This is a genomic window from Bradyrhizobium sp. BR 1432 (genome assembly GCF_051547705.1).
In the GTDB taxonomy this organism is placed as follows: domain Bacteria; phylum Pseudomonadota; class Alphaproteobacteria; order Rhizobiales; family Xanthobacteraceae; genus Bradyrhizobium; species Bradyrhizobium zhanjiangense.
In genome coordinates, this window is record NZ_JBPUGF010000003.1 from 6341211 (window position 1) to 6359954 (window position 18744).

Below are 18744 nucleotides of genomic sequence, written 5' to 3' on the forward strand. Positions count from 1 at the left end.
TACGGCTCACGGCGTCAGAAAGGCGAGATTGCGCGTGTTCCCATGGCTAAATCCGGTGTATTGAGTTCCCTCGCTTCATCCTTTCAGCCTTTGCCCTGCACCTATGCCGATTTTCAACCAGTCGATCCGGCGCAAGATCGTCGGTATCGCCCTCGGATTGATCGTCCTGATGCTGGTCACCTCGATCCTGTCGATGGTGATGTCGAGCAAGGTCGGCGTCCTCCTGGACGAGCTGACCAACCGCTACATCCCGGCCTACGGCCATCTGGCGCGCGCCAACATCCGCTCGCTGGAGCGTGCGCTGGCGCTGCGGCGCATGGTCATGACCAAGATGCAGTCGCCGTCGGACGAGGAGGCCTATGCGGCGCGCGTGCGCGAGTTCGAGCAGACCGACCGCAGGATCGAGGAGGAGGCCGAGAGCGCACGCACGCTCATCAACGCCATCATCAACGATCCCAGGACACCGTCCGACAATGCTGCCCTGGCGCGGATCGAGCTCCGCATCGAGACCGCCGTCACTGAGCTGCGCCGCGATCTGACCGAGGACCACGCAAAGCTGGCCAAGCAGGTCGATGCCAGACAGATGGCGGAGGCCCGCGGCACGCTGGAGCACATCGACGTGCTGCGCGACCAGTTCAATCAGAAGATCGATGCGATCCGCGCCGACATGCTGACGCAGGTTTTCTTCAGCACGTCGCAGGTGATCAGCCACCAGCACCAGGCGATCATCGTATCGGGCATCGTGACCTTGCTCGCAGCGATAGTTGGATTTGCCTTTGCGCTCCTGGTGAGTAGCGGCATCACGCGCCCGGTGCGGCTGCTGCTCGCCGGCACCCGCGAGGTCGAGGCGGGCCGGTTCGACAAGCCCATTACCGTCTCCACCCAGGATGAGATCGGCGAGCTTGCCGCGGCCTTCAACCGCATGATCGAGCAGCTCCGGCACAACGAGCGCATCCGTGAGACCTTCGGCCGCTACATCGACCCGAAGGTGGTGCAGGGCCTGATTGACCGGCCGGAGGTCGCCATCGACGGCCAGCGCCGGGTCATGACCATCATGTTCTGCGACATGAGTGGCTTCACCTCGATGAGCGAGGGCGTGACCCCGCGCGGCCTCGTCAAGGTGATGAACCACTATTTCACGGTGATGTCCGGCCCCATCCGCAGCAATCGCGGCATCATCGACAAATATATCGGCGATGCAATCATGTGCTATTGGGGCCCGCCCTTCATCGAGGAGGACGAGCAGGCGATGCTCGCCGGCCTTGCCGCCATCGAGATGGCCGATCAGGTGCCCGCGCTCCAGAAGCAGCTGCCGGATCTGCTCGGCATCCGCGCCATGCCGGCGCCGTGCGATCTGCGCATCGGCATCGCCACCGGCGAGGTCCTGACCGGCAGCATCGGCTCCGAGCTGATGATGAGCTTTACCGTGATGGGCGACGCCGTGAACCTCGCCTCGCGGCTGGAGGCCGCCAACAAGGCCTACGGCACCCGCATCCTGGTCTCGCAGGCAACGGCGGATGCGATCGGCTCACAGCTCCAACTGCGTGAGATTGATCGCGTCGCGGTCGCGGGGCAGCGCGCACCGCAAGCTGTTTTCGAGGTGATGGGCAGGGCCGGCGCACTCACCGATGCGCAAGCGCGCCTGCGCACGCTCTATGCCGAAGGTCTCGACGCCTATCGCGCCGGGCACTTCGACGACGCCCGCGCCGCCTTCAACGCCGCGCTCGAAGCGGTCCCCGGCGACGGTCCCTCACGCACGCTGCTCGGCCGCATCGCGCAGTTCGAGGTCAACCCACCAGACGAGGGTTGGGACGGCGCCTGGCGGCTGGAGCAAGAATAGCGGTGCCTGCCGTCCGGCGTCGCCGAACGGAAAGAACGATTCTACTCCATAACGATGTTCGCCGTGACCTATTTCCCGGGCTTAGGCTTGACGTCCCTGAGGCGTCAGATGGGGACACGCCGATGACACACCTTGAGGACAGGCTCGAACGGTTCGAGACGCTCTCCGCCGAGTGCGAGCTGATCGCGAAGCTCGCCACCGACAGCACCAAGCGCGAGTTCTATCTGAAGCTTGCCGAGCAGTACCGCCAGCTGGCAGTGGATATGCGGCAGGCGATCGCGACCAGCGCTGCTGCTTGAGGCCGACTGCAATCCGTTCTTAACATTTGGCGCGCATTCTGAGGCGCATGCGGGCGTCGCTGATTGGCGATGGCTCGCGGTGGGAAGGCCGGGGCTCGTTGCGATGCAGCGCGCCTCGCGAGTGTCACTTGCCATGTTTGACGGGCAATCCCATGCGCCTCGTTGCAGTGATCATATTCGCGCTCATGACGGCGGCCTGCGATCAGGAGCAGGACATCACCGGCTCGACGTCGACCTGCCCGATGCGAAACTACAGCTACAATCCTCGCGACATGAATCAGTGCGTCAGCGCCTGCAAGTCATGCGATCACGGCACCACGGTCACCTGCACGACCTCCTGCACCCTCAAGGGGGCTCGCTGAGTTCTTGATGCGTGCGAAGGTCGGGAGCGACGCACCCAAAGTCGCTGACGACGCGCCAAAAGACAGGAGGCCGTCGGCGGTGCCCAGGCACCGGAACGATTCACTTGGATCAATCATTGAAGGAAGCGGGCAGGACGTGGAGTCCGATTGAATGGGTATGCTCGATCCCGGCCGGTTCCTGGTGTCGTGCTCGCATTGCGACGCTTGGCCGATGGCTGCCAACGTCAAACGTTCAAGCTGGTCGGCATTCCCGCGTGAGGTCCGTTTCGTGTGTCGGCGCTGCCGCCGCGAGGAGACCGCGATCGTCTCTGCCTCCGGCGAACTGACGCCGATCAAGCGCATCGATGTTCCGCCACGCGACGTCGCCGTCGCTTGGGCGCAGGCCCAGCGCCCGCGAGGGCGGACGTAGCTGCTGGGCCTCTGCTTGCGGGACGCACCGGTAGCGGCGAGTTGTCGCTGCCAGATGCAACCAGCCGATTGACTCCCGGGCTGCACGACTCGTAAAAGATCCACGACGGTTCTCCTCACGGAGATCAAAAGGGAACGTGGTGCGAGATTTTCCCAACGCCGGGATCTTCTCAATGCCATGGCTGCCCCCGCAACTGTAAGCGGCGAATCTCTCGTCCTATGCCACTGGGAATCTCGGTCCTGGGAAGGCGACGGAGAGGTCACGACCCGCGAGCCAGGAGACCTGCCGTCAGCCGTGGTCACACGCGAAGATGTCGGTCGGGGAGTACAGACATTAGCTTCACCGGAGCGATTGATCGCTACGTCGTGAAACCTCGTTCGCTGTGACGTGCCACTGACGTCCTGCCGAGGTTTTTTCGCATGTCTTCCGTTTCCGCCGCCGTCCGGTGCCGTCGCGCGTCCTGGCTGGCGTCCAGCTTCATCATTCCCGTTCTTGTCCTCAATATGATGGGCGTCCGCGCGCAGACTGTCGCCGAGCAGTTGCCGCCGGTCGAAATGACCAAGGCCGACGATCAGAACCGCACGCGTGCCAGGGCGAGCAGCGATGGCGACATGGGGAGACGCCGTGCGACGCCGAACGGCGCGCCGACAGGAACCGGCTCGTCCGGCTTTGGCGGTGAGGCGGCCAGCAACAATGGAGGCATCGTCGGCGCCGCCACGACCGTCATCACGGCCGCCGACATCGCCCATGCGCCGTCGCAGACGCTTGCCGAGATCATCTCGACGCAGGTACCGGGCGCCCAGATCACGACGTTCTATGGCGGTCCGATCTGCGCCAAGACCAGTGTCGACCTGCGCGGCTTCGGCGCGTTCGCAACCGCCAACACGCTGGTGCTGGTCAACGGACGGCGGCTGAACGACATCGACATGGCGCAGGTGGACCTTGCCACCATCCCGCTCAATTCCATCGAGCGTATCGAGATCACGCACGGCAATTCCGGTGCGGTGCTCTATGGGGACAATGCGGTCGGCGGCGTCATCAACATCGTCACCAAGAGCGGCGTCGGCGGGCCGCCAATGGCCGCGCGCATCGAGGCCGGCTTCGGCTCGTTCAACACCAGGCTCGGCAACGTCTCGACGTCGCTCAATTCCGGTCCGTGGTCGACCTCGTTTTACGGCAACACCGTCAAGTCCGATGGCTATCGCGACAACAATCGTTATTCCCAGGAGAACGGCATCGGCAATCTGAACTACACGACGCCGGGCCTGACCGCTTTCCTGACCGTGACGGGAGACAATCAGGAGCTGCGACTGCCGGGGGGCCGCACCGTCGATCCCTCGATCGGCCTCGACGAGCTCGCGACCAACCGGAAGGGGACCAGCACGCCCTTCAACTATGCCAACCAGCAAGGTTTTGGCGCGACAGCGGGTTTCACAAAAACCCTGGTGAACGGCGTCGATCTCATCGTCGACGGAGGCCTGCGCGACAAGAGGCAGCAGAGTGCATTCTTCTCCAGTCCGACGCCGGCGCCCGCTTTCTTCACCTCGACCTATGTCGACGCCGATCTGACGACGTGGTCGATCACGCCGCGGCTCAGCGTGAAGAGCCTTCTGCTCGGAATGCCGTCGCAGCTCTTGACCGGCATCGACTATTACGATGCGAGCTTTCAGCAGAACCGTGGCGCCGGCCAGGGTCTCGCCGCCTGGCACAATTACGACCTCAGGCAGCAGACGGTTGCGGGCTATCTTCAGCACACATTGGGTGTGACGCCCACGACCGACGTTTCCTATGGCGCGCGGGTGCAGACCATCAGTCTGTTGGCACGCGACAATTTTGATCCGGCAGCTCCGTTCAACGCCGACATCGGCGCGCTCCCGCTCGGGAGCGACGAGACCCAATATGCGCTGCACCTCGGTGCCGAGCATCGCCTCAACGACATGGTCTCGCTGTTCGGCCGCGCCGCGCGGGCGTTTCGCACGCCTGACGTCGACGAGCGGGTGTCGTCGGGACCCTCATTCGACCCCTTCTTCAATCCGCTGCCGCAAACGTTCCAGCTCAAGACCCAGACCTCGCAGGATGTCGAGGCTGGGCTGCGTATCAAGGGAGGCGGTCTTCAGATGCAGAGCAGTCTCTATCTGATGGACCTCGCTAACGAGATCCATTTCAATCCAATCCTGTTCTACAACACCAATCTCGATCCGACCCGCCGTTACGGCTCGGAGACCAGTGTCTCCTATCGCGTTAACGACGCTCTGCTCTTGCGCTCCGGCATGGCTTATACGAGGGCTGTCTTCCGAGAGGGTATCTGGGCCGGCAATGACGTGCCGCTGGTCTCGCGCTACACCGCGAGTGCGGGCCTCACCTGGAACATCTGGCAGAACTATGTCGTGCTCGACGCCACCGCGCGGTTCTGGAGCGAGCGTCGCATGGACAACGACCAGGCCGGCACTCAGAAGCCGATTCCTGCCAATGGCACGATCGACCTCAAGCTCAGTGGTCAATATGAGCGGTACTTCTGGTCGCTCAGCGTCAACAATTTGCTGAAAGCGCTCTACTACGACTATGCAGTCGCAAGCACCTTTACCGACGGTCGCTTCAGCGCCTATCCGCTGCCCGGCCGCAGCTATCTGCTCAAAGCCGGCGCCACGTTCTGACGTCGATAGGGCTGTCACACGTCCCCAAATGGACTAGAATTCGAAGAGAAGGAGATCACTTATGGCTCTCAGCATCCAGCCGTCTCGCGCCGACCGTCTGTGGCTTCATCCGGTGACGCCGCGCCTTGCGCCGATGTTCTGCTTTGCGCTGCTCGCGGTGTCATGCGCGCTCGCAAGCTTCGCGCTCGCCTGTGCGACACCGTTCGCGGCCTTTGCCGTTGTCGCGGCCGCGATGCTGCCGCTGCGCCCGGCGCTGCTCGTCGTCACCGGCGCCTGGCTCGTCAACCAGACCATCGGCTTCGGCGCGCTGCACTATCCCATCGACGGCAGCACCGTCGCCTGGGGTTTTGCGATCGGCGCGGCCGCGCTGCTGGCGACCGCCGTTTCGTCCGCGGTGCTACGCATGCTGCCGCAGGGCCGCACGCCGCTGGCGCTGGCCGTCACGCTCGTCGCCGCCTATGCGGCCTATGAGCTCGCGCTGCTCGCCGCGACGCCGTTCCTGGGCGGAGAGGGCGCCTTCACTGCCGCCATCGTGACGCGCCTCGGGCTGACCAGCGCCGCCTGGCTCGCCGGTCTCGTCGCCGCCTGCGAGATCGTCCGCCTGCTCGATCCGTTCGGGCGCCAGGGAGCGATGTCGGCCTGAGCGCCGCTGCGTTCGACGTCGTGGCGCCATTCGGGCCACGGGATCTTGCTGTGTCGCCGGACTGTCAACCCGCCCGCACAAAAAGATTCCGCTTTACCGAAATTCGGAATTGGCGTATGTGTCGCTCATCCCGGCTCACCCTTGAGGGGCGATCATGTGTCGTGATGATCGCAGAGTCGGGCTTGCGGTGGACGCGGCAGCGTCGGGCGCGAGAGCCAAGGGCAGGGCGGATTGCTCTCCGTGAGCCCTTAAGGCTTCGCGCGGACGGACGGCGCTGTCAGGTTCGTCGTGCCAGCATTTCGATGGCAATGTGCACAACGCCGTCGAACCCTGTGGCGCAGGCGAACCGCGCGTACGGCAAAACCGTGTGGTCCTTTCCGCAAGGTCTTTTTTGGGCCTGTCGATAACGTCGTAAGTGCCTGTAAATATAGCCATTTTACGATCTTTAGCGGGGAGCGGACGGCCCCCTGGAAGTCCGCCGGGCCCTAATAGGCCCTATTTCACATGTGCGGGCGCGCGCGAGCTTCCGGGGCGTGAGAGGATGCGCGTTTACAGCCTCCTCTTGTCAGCGGTAAGGTATTTCGGTGCTCATGGGGTCGGCGCTATGAATAGACCGATCTTCGAACAGCCTACTGAACGTGAGTTTCTTCTCGCGCAGCTGTCGCCGGACGATCGTCGTCGTGTTCGCGACTTCATGAGAGAGAACCGCATCGCTGCATCCGACGCCATTCAGATGCTCGGCATAGGGCAGCCAGATGTGGATCGGAGCACCCCTGGAATAGAGGTCTCCGACGACGAGCGCCAGTTCATGCTGAGCCAGCTACCTCCGAACGAGCGTGCGTGGGTCGAGCGAGCTCTTGCTCGCAACCGTGAAATAACAGTCGGCCGGTGCATGGCACAAATCCGCAAGGCAGCCGAACCTAGACAGATGGCCGTGGGCAAACTGCCGCTAAGTCCGTGCGAGAAACAGCTCCTGAGGCGTTTGGCCGCCGGGAAAACTGACGCTCAGATCGCCAAGCGACTTGGTGGGACTGCCAAGCAAGTCGGACAGCAGCGAGCGCGCTTGCTCGCCAAGCTGGGACTGAGCGCACCGCACGAGATCGTCGATGCGGCTGAACGACTGGCAAACTGGCGAACTTACCGAGGCGTAACGTAGGACCGGGGTTTCAGCACCTTGGGGTCCTCTGGTGCGCGCAGAAAATGGGGGGTACGCGCGACGGCACCCCTTCAAGATATTTGCCCGGAGGATTTTCTAGATTGCGTTGCGGATCGGTACAAAAATCGGAGGGGTCGGCGAGTGCGATGTCGGCGCGCCTTGGGCAGGCGGTTGCATGTCGCATTATGAGCGCGCGGTACTCTATGGTATGAGTGACTTAGTCACGAGCAGAAGGAGGTCGTTGCCATGCACCTTCATGCCTATCGGGACGAAAACCACTCCAGCCATCTCGATCTCGTCGGCGGAAGAGACCGCCCGTGGACGATTGACCTAGTCACGGTAACAGCCGCGGCCGTCATTGTGGTGGGCTTCGCCTGTGCCCTCGTGGTCCTGTGGGTCCGCTAGTGCGGAGCGCTTCTGGGTCGGCTGGAGCGGACAGTCCGCTCCAATCCTAAACCATCCGCCTGTCGCCACCGCTCGATATATGGCGGCGCCGTTGTGCGTCGCGATCGTGTGACGCTGAGCGGTCGCAGCAAGCAAATTCATCTCTCCTGATCCGCAAACATAGCATGGCTATTTGTCAGCTTTCCGGCGCATCCTTAGGTTGGGGAGGCGTCCATGAGTGAGCGAGCGCGAGAGATCATCTACACCGCTACGGTCATAATCGGAGGCGGCTTGCTACCCGTCGCGCTGGTAGCCGTGGCACTGCTGCGGGTGATCGTGCACATGTACCGGCCCACATAACGCGCGTGGCGACGAAGGCTGGGATTGCCGAACCAGACCATGCGCAAGCTGCCCCTTACCCCGCGCGAGAAACAGCTCCTGAGGCGCTTGGCCGCTGGGAAGACTGATCATGAGATCGCCGTGCGACTTGGCGGGACCGCAAAGCAAGTTGCGGGTCAGCGGGAACGCTTGCTCGCCAAGCTGGGCATCTGCGCGCCCGCCGAGATCGAGGACGCCGCCGAACGACTGGCAGGCTGGTCCACCTACAGAGGCGTAACGTAGACACCGCGTTCGATGCTCAGCGCAGGCGAACTGCCCGCGCTCGCGGCGCGCGGTACGGCCTTCCTGCCGCCCGCCTTCCGGGTGTCCTACGGTGCAATTGATCGGCTGACCGGCCCTGCTACCGTTTCCGCATGGGACTGCAAGATCGTCTGTTCATCGCGCTGACTGTGCTGGCGATGTTGGGAGCGGCGGCGTTGTGCCCTCGTTTGGCGCTGAGCGGTCGCGCTAAGCAAATTCATCTCTTCTGGGCCGGAAACATAGCATGGCTAATTGCCAGCCTTCCGCATCCTCAACGCCTATGACCCACCGTACAATGCCCGCTGCTGAATACCGTTCGATTGCATCCGCTTACAGGGCTCAAGCGAGGCAGGCCGGGATCTCAGAAAAAGAGCATCCCTTCTGACGAACATAAGTCGGACCTTCAGCGGTCTGGCGAGCCAGCTTGAAATCCTGGAAGCCGACGTGGCGGCGGAGCGCAGGACGCTACGATAGGCGCTGCTCGCGACCCAAGCGTGATCTAGTTCGCGAAGGATTTGATCGCGGTGCGCAACGAATTGCGTTTGCGTGCGAGGAATGTTTCCAACACTGCGTGGGCGATAGTTGTGGTGTGCCCGATCGCTGCTCTGGCCTTCGTTCCAGTAAACGGAACCCTCGACGATCGGTCGAGGAGTTCGGAACGTTCTCTCGCTCCTCAACTTACGTTAATCGTGGGGCCCTATCGAGAAGTCGCGATATGGAACCGATCAACCGAATATCAGACCACATCGACCGTAAGACTGCCCGGTCGATCTGTGACGAGGTGGGTGACAGGTTGCAGCAGGACTTAGTTCTCGAAACTTCGCCGCTGCCGCCCTACCTCAAACGCCTAATCGATGAGTTGCGCAAACAGGAGCGGTCATCTCATTGATGGCGTCGAAAGCTGCCTCGCCTGCGCGTGGCCATCTGACCGCAGAGAAAAAGTCGCCGCCGCCGGTGGCGGCTCCCCAGACGCGAGCCTCGAGGGGATCTCGCTTTAATGGGTTGACGCCTACACTGATGGTGACGGTGTGACGCTCGATGCTCGCACGGCTTGCATTGAGGTCGCGATGTCGCGCGATGCGCCGTGGATGGCGTCCCTCCACAACCGGACTTCGGGTCCTTTGGGGCGCGTGAGAAAAGCGGGGTACGCGCGACCCCGGCGCGCGAATATATTTGCAATTTCTCATTTCGCTGTAAATTTTGTACCGTTTCGCACACAAGGGCGGTGCGCGGTGTGGACCATGTCGCCGGTCGAGGTCGCGATCTTCATCGCAGTGGTTGTCGTCGCTGTCGCACTGCGGTCAGCTCGATGCGCGAGGCGGTCATCATCAGCGGCACTGCCCGCGAGAGCGTCAATGCGCAGCCTCTGCTAGCGCTCGTGTCGCGGTCGGAAGTCTCGACCGGCGACAGTTGTCGGTTTGTCTGTGAGGTAGTAGGTCGGCTCGTTGGGGCTATCGACGCGGACGCGGTAGCGTCGTTCTGGTGTGAAGTTCGAGATGAGCCATTCATCAACGTCCTCCAGTCTGTCGAACTTGATGATGTCCTCGGCGGGCCATCCATTGTGGCAGAGGACGATGGTGTACCGTCGTTGCAATTGGCTTAGGCGCATATGGTCGTCCTGATAGCTTAACGTTCCAAGTCTGGCATGGCTCACTGAGTTTGGGATCGCTCTCTTCCCTGAGTTAACAACTAATCGAGCCAGCCAATCAGACACCCGCCCTCCGACCCGGCATACGGGCTGGAACTCCGCGCCGCTGCCGCCGACGCCGTGGCAGGACGGCGGGCGGTAGTTCAGCGCTAGGGGCGCGGCTTCAATCGGTCTTGGTTCGATCGATCAGGGCCTGCCGCTGGCGCTCCCTTTGGCGATTGAACTCGTCTAGGGCCTCGGCGCGACCTATTGCGCGGGCCAATTCGAGCCATGGCTCGTTCATCGCGGCCATCGCCTCGGGAGTAAGCTCGACGGCGTAATAGGTGCCCTTGTAAAGCACCGTCGGGCTGCGCAACTCACTCAACTCGGCGGGCGGCGGCTCGATGGCGGGCCACCGCGAAGCGTCGAATTGGGACGGGTCCACGGGATACACCAACGAACGGTAGAGAAGAAACGGGCCGTCGCCTTTCGGCGGCACGATGCGCCCTGTCAGTTTTTTCCTTTTCATGAATGCATCTTGGAGACGGTATCGACGCCGTCAACCGATCTTTTGAGCACGAAGCCCCCGCAGTCGCCCACGCGCGAACCAGCTCACTTGCCCTGCTGCTTGATCTTCCAGAGGCGATACGCTTCGTCCTCGTAGGGATCGTCCGCCGTCGGCGGCGGGATCAGCTTGGCACCTTCCTTGCGGAAGTGATCGATACCGCGCCCCAGCTTCTTCCCGGCGAGAGTGTGCTGATCGTTGGCCCAGTCGGGGATTGTCGGCGCGTAGCCCTCCAGCGATGACCGCAGGCCGATGGCGGCTGCGAAGTGGCAGCCAGCACGAGACTTCGGTGACCGGCACATCATGCGGATGGCATTGCCGATCATCAGCCGGGCTTCGCCGATGCTCTTGCTGTAGCGGTCCCTTGATGCCGCGAGCGATGCAGCGACGAACGGGAAGACGTGCGGCGCTGCCAGCGTGTCGAGGTCTTCATGGCAGATTACTTCGAGGCGATTGCAGACCATCGTGTGGAAGGCTTTGGAGGTGTGGATCAGCTCGCACGCGAACTCCATGGCTTCACGTTCCATGCCCCTGCGGATGGCTTTCTGCATCGCTGAGACGCAGGCCATCGCCGGAAGGCCGCTCCTCGTGTTGGGGATCATCGGCTCGCTCCGTCCGGTGAGGCGACGACGATGGTCTCGCCCGCGACCTTTGCGGCGACGAGCGCGCGCGCCTGCTCGATTGAATAGGCGTGGATGACGAAAAGTGGCTTCGCGGTCTGGCCGGGCGTCGGCTGAAAGACGGTGAAGGGTTTCGGGGTTCGCACGGGGCTTGCTCCTGTGAGCGGTTGGCGCTCCTCCCGTTCAGCCACCGTTGCCGCGTGCAGTAAAACATTGTTTTTGCTTGAAAATTCATTCTCCAACATTGTTTTTGGGCCTGACCTTGCCGCGTCGCCTCCGTTTGTGGCCGTCGCGTCATCGACTGGACGTTTTTCCAGACTGATCCTAACGACGGACGTGGAGCGCGACGTGCGGACGACGCGCCCTAGGATGAGGCGAAGGTTAGCCTCATGCCGTCAGGCTCCCTAAGGTGCCACTCAACTATTCAACATCGAATGTCGGCTGTGTGCAGACGCACCGTCCTTGTGACTGATCGTCGTGGTCTGTATATGCTGGGTTCGCTTTAAGGTTGGGGGCTTTAATGAAAGTGGTTGTAGCCGCGCTGGTCGTTGGCGCTCAAATGATTGCACCAACAATTTCGCATGCCGATGTGCTGAAATGCAAAATCGAAGCATACAACGAAGACATTTTCATCACCACTTCGCCCGACACTAATCAGAACGACGGTCAGTACGCTCGGATCGGCATCTCACCCGGCATCGGCAATAGAGCCTTTGTTGTCGCCGATCGCATGGGAGCTGTCGCATTCGTGGAGCTGAATGCCGATGGCACACCGATCGGGCTGCTCACGGTTCAGAAGAATTTGCGCGTGATCAAATCAACTCAGTCAATCGATCCCTTCGGCGCTGTTCAGGCACCATCCCAAAGTGCGGGCGTGTGTTCTCGATGCGTGGGGCCAAAGGCCTGCGTGCCATATTGAGCCGCCGTTTGCTACAATCACCGGATCACCCAACCAATGACCAAGACGACCCTAATCGCCGCACTGACGCTCGCCCTTCTGACTGCCGAAGCAACGGCGCAGACTGAAAGCGGCGGCACGACCAGAGCGCATGCCCAAATCTACGTGAGCGCTGATACATTGCATGAGTGGTGTCAGCAACAGCCTGCGAGGGCGATGTATTACGTTGCAGGCGTTCTGGACGCTCTGACCCTAGCTGCCAATAATGCTGGCAATGCGCCCGTGTGCATCCCTGTGACATCCACGTTGGCGCAAGCACGCGACGTAGTGTGCAAACACCTCAGAGACAACCCAGAGAAGCGTCAATACAACACGGCGTCGTTGGTGTGGACGGCCCAATCGCAGGCTTGGCCTTGCAGGAAGTGAGCGGAGAGCTGGAGCGCTACATGCGGTGCAAGGATTGCTCAGACATGCGCGGCTATCCGTACAAGCGGAGCCATTTGGTCGCGCTGCGGTCCACCAAGATTTCGGCGAGTGATCCGCCGTCGAGACATGGTGGCCGGGTGAAAGGTAAGAAAGATTTTTCAGTAGGGACGTGCCACTCACGGTACGTGGGGCTTGTGCAAATGAAGAACGTGGTTTTGCTTTCTATCGCGTCTGCGGCGGTTTGTTTTTCATATCCCGCGACAGCATATTTCGACAGCGGCAACACGCTACAGTCTCTCTGTTCTGACAAGGACAGAACGACTGAACTGGTCTGTACTGGGGTTGCCGGGGCTTACTTCGATATGATGGTGGCGCTCGGTTACTCGGGGTGTCGAAATAGCGCGACCCGTAAGCAACTGAAGGACGTTCTGCTGAAGTACATCGACCAAAATCCGGAAAAGCGAGACTTGCCTTCATCATTCTTAGCTATCGAAGCCTTCTCCAAGGCATTGGGATGCTCCAAAGCCACTAAGCAAAGCCAGTAGCAGCGTTCAGCATTTTCAGTCACGGCTCAACGCTCATGTGCAACCTCTACAGCATCACTACCAATCAAGCCGCCATCGCTGCGCTGTTCCGCGTCGTCAACCGCTATGTCGGCAACCTGGCACCGATGCCCGGCGTCTTTCCTGACTATCCAGCGCCTGTCGTGCGCAACACCGACGCCGGGACCGAGATGGTGACGATGCGCTGGGGCATGCCGCCGCCGCCACGCACAGGCGGACCGCCAGTCACCAACATCCGCAACACGTCATCGCCGCACTGGCGCGCGGCTGGCTGAAGCCGGAGAGCCGGTGCTTGGTCCTCATTGGCTTGCTCCATGTGTGAAGGCCGGGATTGGCACTTCGTGCGGTGCAGCACCGTAATGCGCAGAGCCGAAGCGTCAATCTGCGCGGTGCCGTTCCGCAAATCTGTCGATGTCGGTTTTGGCAATCCCGCCGAAGCGCATAATGCAGTCTACAAATTTATCCGTGACTTCAACGCCGGGGACCGAGGCGGACCACGACGGGCTGCCATCAGCAAATTCAAACGAGATTTGCTTGGCATCATCGAGGCCAGTTAGGATCGAGACGACGTTCGACTGCAGGATCGGCATTTCCAGCCAACCTTGACCAAGCACGATATTGAAGTTGGCTTCGGCCCAGCCGCTAACCCAAGAATTGTGCCCATCAGCATAGGCAAAGTTGACTTTTGTCATGGTGATGAACGGGCAGTCTCTTAGACCGCACATGCGCTTGGTGGGGAAGGCATGCTTATCTTTGAACAGTTGTAAATGCAGGTTCTGACCTTTCACAAAGGTGATCGCAATAGCACCCGTTGCGGCTGATCCAGTTTGCATGCGGCACATGCTGTTCTGTTCGACGTTTTCCCAAACATCTGCCGCTTGCGCGGTGGTTGCCAGCAGCATCGCTGCGGCGGCGAATAGAGGTCGTTTCATGTTGCTTGCTCTTGTTGAGGCGTCGGTTAAGAAGGCCGGGATGGCACTTGGCCTCCTCAATGACAACACGATCGGCTGGGATAACCACTCGCGATGGCGTCACGTCCGCTTCCTTGACTAGCGCGTCGTCGCGATAGCCATATTTGAAAGTAAAGCGAACCTTGAAGGAGCATCCCCGACTGACCGAGCGGGTTGCACTGGCTCGGGCGACCACGCGAAAGCCCGGCTATGAGTTAAGACTGCCGGGCGTGGATATACGGCAGTCATGCCGGACATTCTATCCGGGCGAGTACGGAAAGGCAGCCTAAACCTCCCACTGCTCGTACCACTACCGCTTCTTGACGCCGGTCGCGCCACGCTGGCCGACCAGCCCGATCTCGCGGCCGATCTTCCTTGATGTTCGCCAGCGCCTGATCCGAGACGACGGTCGCTCGCAGCCTCAGGACGTCATCAACCATGAAGGTTCTCCACTTTCGTCGTCACCGCCTCTCGCGGCAATCGTAGCACTATTGCCGCCGGTTCGCGGGCCGCCGTCGTCGATACCACTTCGCAATCTGCCATCGGGCATTGTCCGGCGAAAACTCGCGGCTCACATCGTCGCGGATTAAAAGATGCCGCCAACTTGGTCTCTCGCCGACGTCGCGTCGGAACAGCGGAAGTGACCGCCAGCGCTGGCAGAGCTGGTTGCGCGATTGAAGCGTCAACCATGCGTGGGTCACGGAGGCGTGCAGTGCCTGAGCCTTGTCGCGGTCGGCCTCATCCGCAGTGCGATAGGTGTTGATCATGCTCGTTGCTTTCGTGTTGAGGCGGGCGAGGCCACCGTGGCGATGGCCCCGCCCGGAGCGGCCACCCCTGCGCCAGCGAGGTGGCCGCCTTGTCGCGCAAATGCCGGGACGAAGGCAGGATGTAGCTCCCGGCTGCACGATCTCGTCATCGCCGCGCTCCGATGATGTCGAAGGCATGCTGCGGTGACGTTCCCCGTCCATTGACCGCCGCCGGAGCCGTGACCAGCCTGCACTGTAGGATCGCCAGCGGTGAACAGTCACTGCGATGCTCGACCGGCAGCTTCTGCTCCAGCGCCGCCCAAACAAGCTGCGCTTCCTCATATTCCGAAAAAAGCAAATCTTGCTGAACCTCGCTGAGGCGCTTCTCGCGTTCGATGTGGCTCAGGCTGGCACCATCATCAGCTTCGGTGTCGATCTCCGCATCGAGCCGCTTGACCAACGCATCCTTGAACAGCCATGCGATCAGAGGTACCGCCGCCTCGATCTCCGCGAACGCAAGTGCCGGGTCGGCGCTGAAGACCTGCGACTGCACGCGCTGCGTCGGCCAAACGATCGGGCGGTCGTGCTCGATGAGGTTCGAGACACTCGGCGCACCCTGCATCGCCAGTGCCTCGATCTGCGCGCGCATCTGCTGCTTGCAATAGCTCGACGGATATGGCGCGGAACTGATGCGATGGAGGTCGGCCTTCAACTCTCGTCCGCGTCGGCGCAGGCGCTCGATCGCATCGATCAGGCTCTCGCCCTTGTTGAGCTTCGGCTCCGGGCCGCTGAAGTCCTCAAGCACGGTGCCGGGTGGCCTGCGGTCCTTCAACCAGCCCTCGACCGCTAACAGCACATGCGATGCCGTGCGCCATGCCGCCGACCGCGTCTCATTGCGCTCGTTGAGCCGCTTGAAGTCGGCCGTCAGCTTGTTCGAGCTGTCGCTGCTGCTCAAGCACGCGCGGATCATCGGGCCTGAGGTTAAAACCATTATCTTGCTGGTGATCCCGGAGCCGCTTCAGCCGCTGCTCGGCCTGTATACGCGCCGTGCTCGCCTCTTGGATGTCCGCGAAGGGAACGGTCAAACTGCGCAAATCCTGCACGTGGTGTCGAAGTGCCCGGAGCCGGTCAGCACCGTCGGGCGGCAGCAGCTCGATCACATCGAACGCTGGCCGGGTGTGGAAGCCGACGCTCATCGGCTGCGGGTTTGCGGGTCCGGGTTCAAACGTCATGGTTCTCGCCTCCATCAGGTGATTGAAGCGGATCACATCTCAAACGCTGGGCCACGAATAGGGCCAGCGACCTCGCGACAAGACGCGCCTGATCGTTCGCTCTGACGGCACATGGTCGCGGACCTTCAACAGGCACCACAACGCCGCATCCAAGCGCTCGGGGTCGTGCGGGCACCTCAAGTCTGTGCATGTGCGCCGCCAACGCCCACGATAGATTAGTAGTCGAGACCGCAGCCGGTGCGCTGCCTCCCGATGCGAGACACCGGGATAGAAGCGGCGCGCGATCTCGATTAGCAAGGCATCGCGCTCGTCGATCGCCAGCAGCGTCTGCGGCGTGCGATGGCCGGGACCGACAGGAAGCAGTGGATGCCGCAGCGGCTTCATCGTCGCGTCTCCAGCGGTTCGAGCCGTCCGCCCGGCAGAGCCTCCTGCAGCGCATGCTCGGCGGCGCGCTCCAGCGCCTCAAGGGGAAGCCCGGCATCCCAGCACTCCCGGCAGACGCCGCATGCACTGGCCGATGTCGGCCGGACCGCTGGTGTCGCTAGCAGCAATGCGCCGACATGCTGCCTGTCCACCAGCCACGAACTGCAGACGATGCAATGTCTGCCCCGCGTCGAGAGGGCATCGATCCAGTTGCTGGCCGTGCGCTGCAACAGGGGCGCGCCGGAGAGGCGAGCGTCATCCGGGCTCGGCCAAAAAGGTCATCAGATCGCAGCGTGATGCATCACGCTTGAAAGCCCGTAGATCGGCCCGGCGCTGGTGGCGGTTCATGGCGACGCTCGCTGATGTTCGATCCCGGCCATCGTGGCGATCCAGTCGTTGAAATCGCTAAAGTCAGTGATCTTCCATCTCCATTCGCTGGCGCGGCCAGAGAGCGTCGGTGCTCTATTTAATGGAGATGGAAGATCACTGATTTCATCGATTTCACCCATTGGGGTTGGCGAGCCGCGCCGCCGCCGCAAGCTGCTCAGAAAGCGATTGGCGAGCCGCGCCGCCGCCGCAAGCTGCTCAGAAAGCGATAGGGAGGCCTTGGCGTAGACTACCTGGCGGGCATGGTTGATCACCCAAAGGCCATCTTTCGCGGCGGCATTTCTGACGGGCACGTACCCGCACTGCTCGAAGCGGTACGGGATTTGCCTGCGGTGTCTGCGGTCCCGTATCCACGTCTCGAAGTCGCCGGTCGCAGCATTCTGCACCCGCGCGAGCGTCGTCGCGGCGGGGCTGCAAAGCCGGTCGAGCACGTCGGCCAGTTCGGCATCTTCGGGCGCGCGATTGGCGTCCACGATGTCCCAGAACGCGGCCGTCTTGGGCGGCGGCGCTTTCGGGTCGAAGCTCGTAATGTCGAGGTCGGCGAGATAGGCCGCCACGTGGCCATAGCCACCGGTCTCGTACCAGCCCCACAGCGTGGTCCAATAATCCGTGGTGAAGTCTTCCTTAACCGCATCGGACCAAGCGACATAGTGGCGGCGATCATCGGCTGGCAGGAAAATTCCATCCGCCTTGTGGTTGGTGGTGATGATGACGCCGCAGCAATTAAAGACGCTGTACTCGCGCACGTTCTTCTCATCGACCCGCAGCACGTCGGGCGGAGCTGCCGTATAGGTCTTCATGTGATCGTAGAAGGAGAAGCGGTTCAGGTCGCCCAGATCGCGCGCCTCACTCACGCGCAAGATCACAGATTTGACGAAGCCGTTAAACCTGCCAAGCAGGTGCTGCGGCGAGACTTCACTGAAATTCCAAGGCCCCACTGCGCGCTTGACCGGCTCCAGAAAGCTGTCCTTGCCGATCCCTTGCATGCCGCCGAGAACCAGAGCATGGTTGATTTTATCCTGCGGGCGCTGCACCCGGTGTGCGAGCCAGAGGATCATGTGCGACGCCTGCTCGCCGTAGATGCTGCGACCGTGGTCGAGCCAGGGACCAGCCTTGTCAGCATCACCGAGCCTGATCTCGGGCGGCTTGTAGAGGTTGAAGCAGCGCACCCCTTTACGCTCGAACCAGCCGCCCTGCGAGACCAACCGATCATCGATCACCATTGGCAGGCCCGGACACCACGTCATCTGCTCAACCGGCTTGTTCTGGTCGAGCCACGTCGAGGCAGGGAGTTCAATTGGCTTGCCGCCCTCATCGATGCCGACGTTCACAGGCGGAATGCGCGCGTTGACGCTGGCACCGGGCCACATCTCGCGCGATGGCGTGTAGATGTAGCTGTGCATCGGCATGTAGGCTTCGAAGTCTGAGATCGTGACGCCCGCCGCTTGCTGGGTGAGCGTTTCGTCGTTCCGCATGCCTTCGGCCCGCAGTGAACAGTCGAGCGCCGCGCTCGCGGGATCGGAGTTGTGATGGACTTGTAGGCAGGCTTTGGATGGCATAGACATTTGGCGCACACTCCTCGGTGGCTTTCGGTGTCCTGAGAGGTAGTTCGACCTGATCGTCCGCCCGCCCGGCTGTGGATCAGGATTGAGTTCTGGAAGCGCGCGGTGCCGGTGAAGCTGCCGCGCGCTTTTTCATTGGTCGTTCACATCGTCGCCTCCTGTCATGGCGTGCTGCCGCTTCAGGTAGACCGGCATCGCGCTCATGTGGTGCGCCGCCAGCCCCGGCCCCGGCCATTGATTTCGGTTTGCCATGCGATGACCTCGTCCTCAAACCAGACGCGCCGGTTCGGCGAAATGTAAGTCGATCTCGGAAATCGGCCTGCCTTCTCCATTCGCCAGAGCGTTACTGGACTAATGGG

General features: G+C 61.8%; 23 protein-coding genes, 1 pseudogene and 1 riboswitch. Of the genes and pseudogenes, 15 read left to right on the top strand and 9 right to left on the bottom strand.

Annotation, left to right across the window (positions count from 1 at the left end; genetic code table 11):
- Positions 1–103 precede the first annotated feature (103 nt).
- From ACSKB8_RS30755 to ACSKB8_RS30800, 10 genes are all read left to right on the top strand, one after another.
- Entirely contained in the window at positions 104–1840 is a 1737-nt protein-coding gene (locus tag ACSKB8_RS30755; RefSeq protein ID WP_438108126.1) for an adenylate/guanylate cyclase domain-containing protein, read from the top strand.
- A 122-nt stretch (positions 1841–1962) separates the two neighbouring features.
- Complete coding sequence (locus ACSKB8_RS30760) at positions 1963–2139, top strand: hypothetical protein (RefSeq protein ID WP_164934897.1); 177 nt, start codon at positions 1963–1965, stop codon at positions 2137–2139.
- A 152-nt stretch (positions 2140–2291) separates the two neighbouring features.
- A complete protein-coding gene (locus ACSKB8_RS30765) occupies positions 2292–2501 on the top strand; it encodes a hypothetical protein (protein WP_091885589.1) in 210 nt (69 codons plus the stop codon).
- A 151-nt stretch (positions 2502–2652) separates the two neighbouring features.
- The gene (locus ACSKB8_RS30770) at positions 2653–2910 is read left to right on the top strand and encodes a hypothetical protein (RefSeq protein WP_438108128.1); all 258 of its coding nucleotides are present in this window, start codon (positions 2653–2655) and stop codon (positions 2908–2910) included.
- Between the two features lie 89 nt (positions 2911–2999).
- A riboswitch (cobalamin riboswitch) is annotated at positions 3000–3214 on the top strand.
- A 115-nt stretch (positions 3215–3329) separates the two neighbouring features.
- Positions 3330–5564 carry a TonB-dependent receptor gene (locus ACSKB8_RS30775; RefSeq protein ID WP_438108130.1) on the top strand — a complete coding sequence of 745 codons (2235 nt, stop codon included), beginning with the start codon at positions 3330–3332 and terminating at the stop codon, positions 5562–5564.
- Between the two features lie 61 nt (positions 5565–5625).
- A complete protein-coding gene (locus ACSKB8_RS30780; protein WP_438108132.1) occupies positions 5626–6207 on the top strand; it encodes a hypothetical protein in 582 nt (193 codons plus the stop codon).
- Positions 6208–6811: 604 nt separating this feature from the next.
- Positions 6812–7363, top strand: coding sequence for a helix-turn-helix transcriptional regulator (locus ACSKB8_RS30785; protein ID WP_438108134.1), 552 nt, complete (start codon positions 6812–6814; stop codon positions 7361–7363).
- A 246-nt stretch (positions 7364–7609) separates the two neighbouring features.
- The gene (locus tag ACSKB8_RS30790; RefSeq protein ID WP_438108135.1) at positions 7610–7768 is read left to right on the top strand and encodes a hypothetical protein; all 159 of its coding nucleotides are present in this window, start codon (positions 7610–7612) and stop codon (positions 7766–7768) included.
- A gap of 378 nt (positions 7769–8146) precedes the next feature.
- A complete protein-coding gene (locus ACSKB8_RS30795; protein ID WP_438108137.1) occupies positions 8147–8368 on the top strand; it encodes a helix-turn-helix domain-containing protein in 222 nt (73 codons plus the stop codon).
- 1327 nt (positions 8369–9695) lie between these two features.
- Positions 9696–9989, top strand: coding sequence for a hypothetical protein (locus ACSKB8_RS30800; RefSeq protein WP_438108138.1), 294 nt, complete (start codon positions 9696–9698; stop codon positions 9987–9989).
- A gap of 208 nt (positions 9990–10197) precedes the next feature.
- Here the strand turns inward: ACSKB8_RS30800 and ACSKB8_RS30805 are convergent, their stop codons facing one another.
- The 3 genes from ACSKB8_RS30805 to ACSKB8_RS30815 form a co-directional block, all read right to left on the bottom strand.
- Positions 10198–10542, bottom strand: a complete 345-nt coding sequence (locus ACSKB8_RS30805) for a hypothetical protein (RefSeq protein WP_438108140.1) — start codon at positions 10540–10542, stop codon at positions 10198–10200.
- Between the two features lie 83 nt (positions 10543–10625).
- Positions 10626–11180 carry a hypothetical protein gene (locus ACSKB8_RS30810; RefSeq protein WP_438108141.1) on the bottom strand — a complete coding sequence of 185 codons (555 nt, stop codon included), beginning with the start codon at positions 11178–11180 and terminating at the stop codon, positions 10626–10628.
- Entirely contained in the window at positions 11177–11344 is a 168-nt protein-coding gene (locus ACSKB8_RS30815) for a hypothetical protein (RefSeq protein WP_438108143.1), read from the bottom strand. The genes ACSKB8_RS30810 and ACSKB8_RS30815 overlap by 4 nt, the downstream gene beginning before the upstream one ends.
- A gap of 374 nt (positions 11345–11718) precedes the next feature.
- Between ACSKB8_RS30815 and ACSKB8_RS30820 the strand changes: the two genes are divergently transcribed.
- From ACSKB8_RS30820 to ACSKB8_RS30835, 4 genes and pseudogenes are all read left to right on the top strand, one after another.
- Positions 11719–12117, top strand: a complete 399-nt coding sequence (locus ACSKB8_RS30820) for a hypothetical protein (RefSeq protein WP_438108144.1) — start codon at positions 11719–11721, stop codon at positions 12115–12117.
- 36 nt (positions 12118–12153) lie between these two features.
- Entirely contained in the window at positions 12154–12522 is a 369-nt protein-coding gene (locus ACSKB8_RS30825; RefSeq protein ID WP_438108145.1) for a Rap1a/Tai family immunity protein, read from the top strand.
- A 200-nt stretch (positions 12523–12722) separates the two neighbouring features.
- On the top strand, positions 12723–13067 hold the full coding sequence (locus ACSKB8_RS30830; protein WP_438108147.1) for a Rap1a/Tai family immunity protein: 345 nt from the start codon (positions 12723–12725) through the stop codon (positions 13065–13067).
- A 35-nt stretch (positions 13068–13102) separates the two neighbouring features.
- Positions 13103–13383, top strand: a pseudogene (locus tag ACSKB8_RS30835) (SOS response-associated peptidase family protein); the annotation flags it as partial.
- Positions 13384–13462: 79 nt separating this feature from the next.
- Here the strand turns inward: ACSKB8_RS30835 and ACSKB8_RS30840 are convergent.
- The 6 genes from ACSKB8_RS30840 to ACSKB8_RS30865 form a co-directional block, all read right to left on the bottom strand.
- Positions 13463–14017: a hypothetical protein gene (locus ACSKB8_RS30840; protein ID WP_438108149.1), complete on the bottom strand. Its 555-nt coding sequence runs from the start codon at positions 14015–14017 to the stop codon at positions 13463–13465.
- Positions 14018–14523: 506 nt separating this feature from the next.
- Positions 14524–14802 (bottom strand): hypothetical protein, encoded by a 279-nt coding sequence (locus tag ACSKB8_RS30845; RefSeq protein WP_438108151.1) that lies wholly within the window; start codon positions 14800–14802, stop codon positions 14524–14526.
- 145 nt (positions 14803–14947) lie between these two features.
- Positions 14948–15736, bottom strand: coding sequence for a hypothetical protein (locus tag ACSKB8_RS30850; RefSeq protein WP_438108152.1), 789 nt, complete (start codon positions 15734–15736; stop codon positions 14948–14950).
- Entirely contained in the window at positions 15672–16013 is a 342-nt protein-coding gene (locus tag ACSKB8_RS30855) for a hypothetical protein (protein WP_438108154.1), read from the bottom strand. The genes ACSKB8_RS30850 and ACSKB8_RS30855 overlap by 65 nt, the downstream gene beginning before the upstream one ends.
- A gap of 380 nt (positions 16014–16393) precedes the next feature.
- Positions 16394–16666, bottom strand: a complete 273-nt coding sequence (locus ACSKB8_RS30860; protein WP_438108156.1) for a hypothetical protein — start codon at positions 16664–16666, stop codon at positions 16394–16396.
- Positions 16667–16780: 114 nt separating this feature from the next.
- Positions 16781–18388, bottom strand: a complete 1608-nt coding sequence (locus ACSKB8_RS30865) for a primase-helicase family protein (protein WP_438108157.1) — start codon at positions 18386–18388, stop codon at positions 16781–16783.
- 102 nt (positions 18389–18490) lie between these two features.
- On the opposite strand from ACSKB8_RS30865, the gene ACSKB8_RS30870 reads away from it, so the two are divergent.
- A complete protein-coding gene (locus ACSKB8_RS30870; RefSeq protein ID WP_438108158.1) occupies positions 18491–18685 on the top strand; it encodes a hypothetical protein in 195 nt (64 codons plus the stop codon).
- The last annotated feature ends 59 nt before the right edge of the window (positions 18686–18744 follow it).

Coding starts and splice junctions, on each gene's coding strand:
- ACSKB8_RS30755 (WP_438108126.1), top strand. CDS start 104: ATGCCGATTTTCAACCAGTCGATCCGGCGCAAGATCGTCGGTATCGCC.
- ACSKB8_RS30760 (WP_164934897.1), top strand. CDS start 1,963: ATGACACACCTTGAGGACAGGCTCGAACGGTTCGAGACGCTCTCCGCC.
- ACSKB8_RS30765 (WP_091885589.1), top strand. CDS start 2,292: ATGCGCCTCGTTGCAGTGATCATATTCGCGCTCATGACGGCGGCCTGC.
- ACSKB8_RS30770 (WP_438108128.1), top strand. CDS start 2,653: ATGGGTATGCTCGATCCCGGCCGGTTCCTGGTGTCGTGCTCGCATTGC.
- ACSKB8_RS30775 (WP_438108130.1), top strand. CDS start 3,330: ATGTCTTCCGTTTCCGCCGCCGTCCGGTGCCGTCGCGCGTCCTGGCTG.
- ACSKB8_RS30780 (WP_438108132.1), top strand. CDS start 5,626: ATGGCTCTCAGCATCCAGCCGTCTCGCGCCGACCGTCTGTGGCTTCAT.
- ACSKB8_RS30785 (WP_438108134.1), top strand. CDS start 6,812: ATGAATAGACCGATCTTCGAACAGCCTACTGAACGTGAGTTTCTTCTC.
- ACSKB8_RS30790 (WP_438108135.1), top strand. CDS start 7,610: ATGCACCTTCATGCCTATCGGGACGAAAACCACTCCAGCCATCTCGAT.
- ACSKB8_RS30795 (WP_438108137.1), top strand. CDS start 8,147: ATGCGCAAGCTGCCCCTTACCCCGCGCGAGAAACAGCTCCTGAGGCGC.
- ACSKB8_RS30800 (WP_438108138.1), top strand. CDS start 9,696: ATGCGCGAGGCGGTCATCATCAGCGGCACTGCCCGCGAGAGCGTCAAT.
- ACSKB8_RS30805 (WP_438108140.1), bottom strand. CDS start 10,542: ATGAAAAGGAAAAAACTGACAGGGCGCATCGTGCCGCCGAAAGGCGAC.
- ACSKB8_RS30810 (WP_438108141.1), bottom strand. CDS start 11,180: ATGATCCCCAACACGAGGAGCGGCCTTCCGGCGATGGCCTGCGTCTCA.
- ACSKB8_RS30820 (WP_438108144.1), top strand. CDS start 11,719: ATGAAAGTGGTTGTAGCCGCGCTGGTCGTTGGCGCTCAAATGATTGCA.
- ACSKB8_RS30825 (WP_438108145.1), top strand. CDS start 12,154: ATGACCAAGACGACCCTAATCGCCGCACTGACGCTCGCCCTTCTGACT.
- ACSKB8_RS30830 (WP_438108147.1), top strand. CDS start 12,723: ATGAAGAACGTGGTTTTGCTTTCTATCGCGTCTGCGGCGGTTTGTTTT.
- ACSKB8_RS30840 (WP_438108149.1), bottom strand. CDS start 14,017: ATGAAACGACCTCTATTCGCCGCCGCAGCGATGCTGCTGGCAACCACC.
- ACSKB8_RS30845 (WP_438108151.1), bottom strand. CDS start 14,802: ATGATCAACACCTATCGCACTGCGGATGAGGCCGACCGCGACAAGGCT.
- ACSKB8_RS30855 (WP_438108154.1), bottom strand. CDS start 16,013: ATGACGTTTGAACCCGGACCCGCAAACCCGCAGCCGATGAGCGTCGGC.
- ACSKB8_RS30865 (WP_438108157.1), bottom strand. CDS start 18,388: ATGTCTATGCCATCCAAAGCCTGCCTACAAGTCCATCACAACTCCGAT.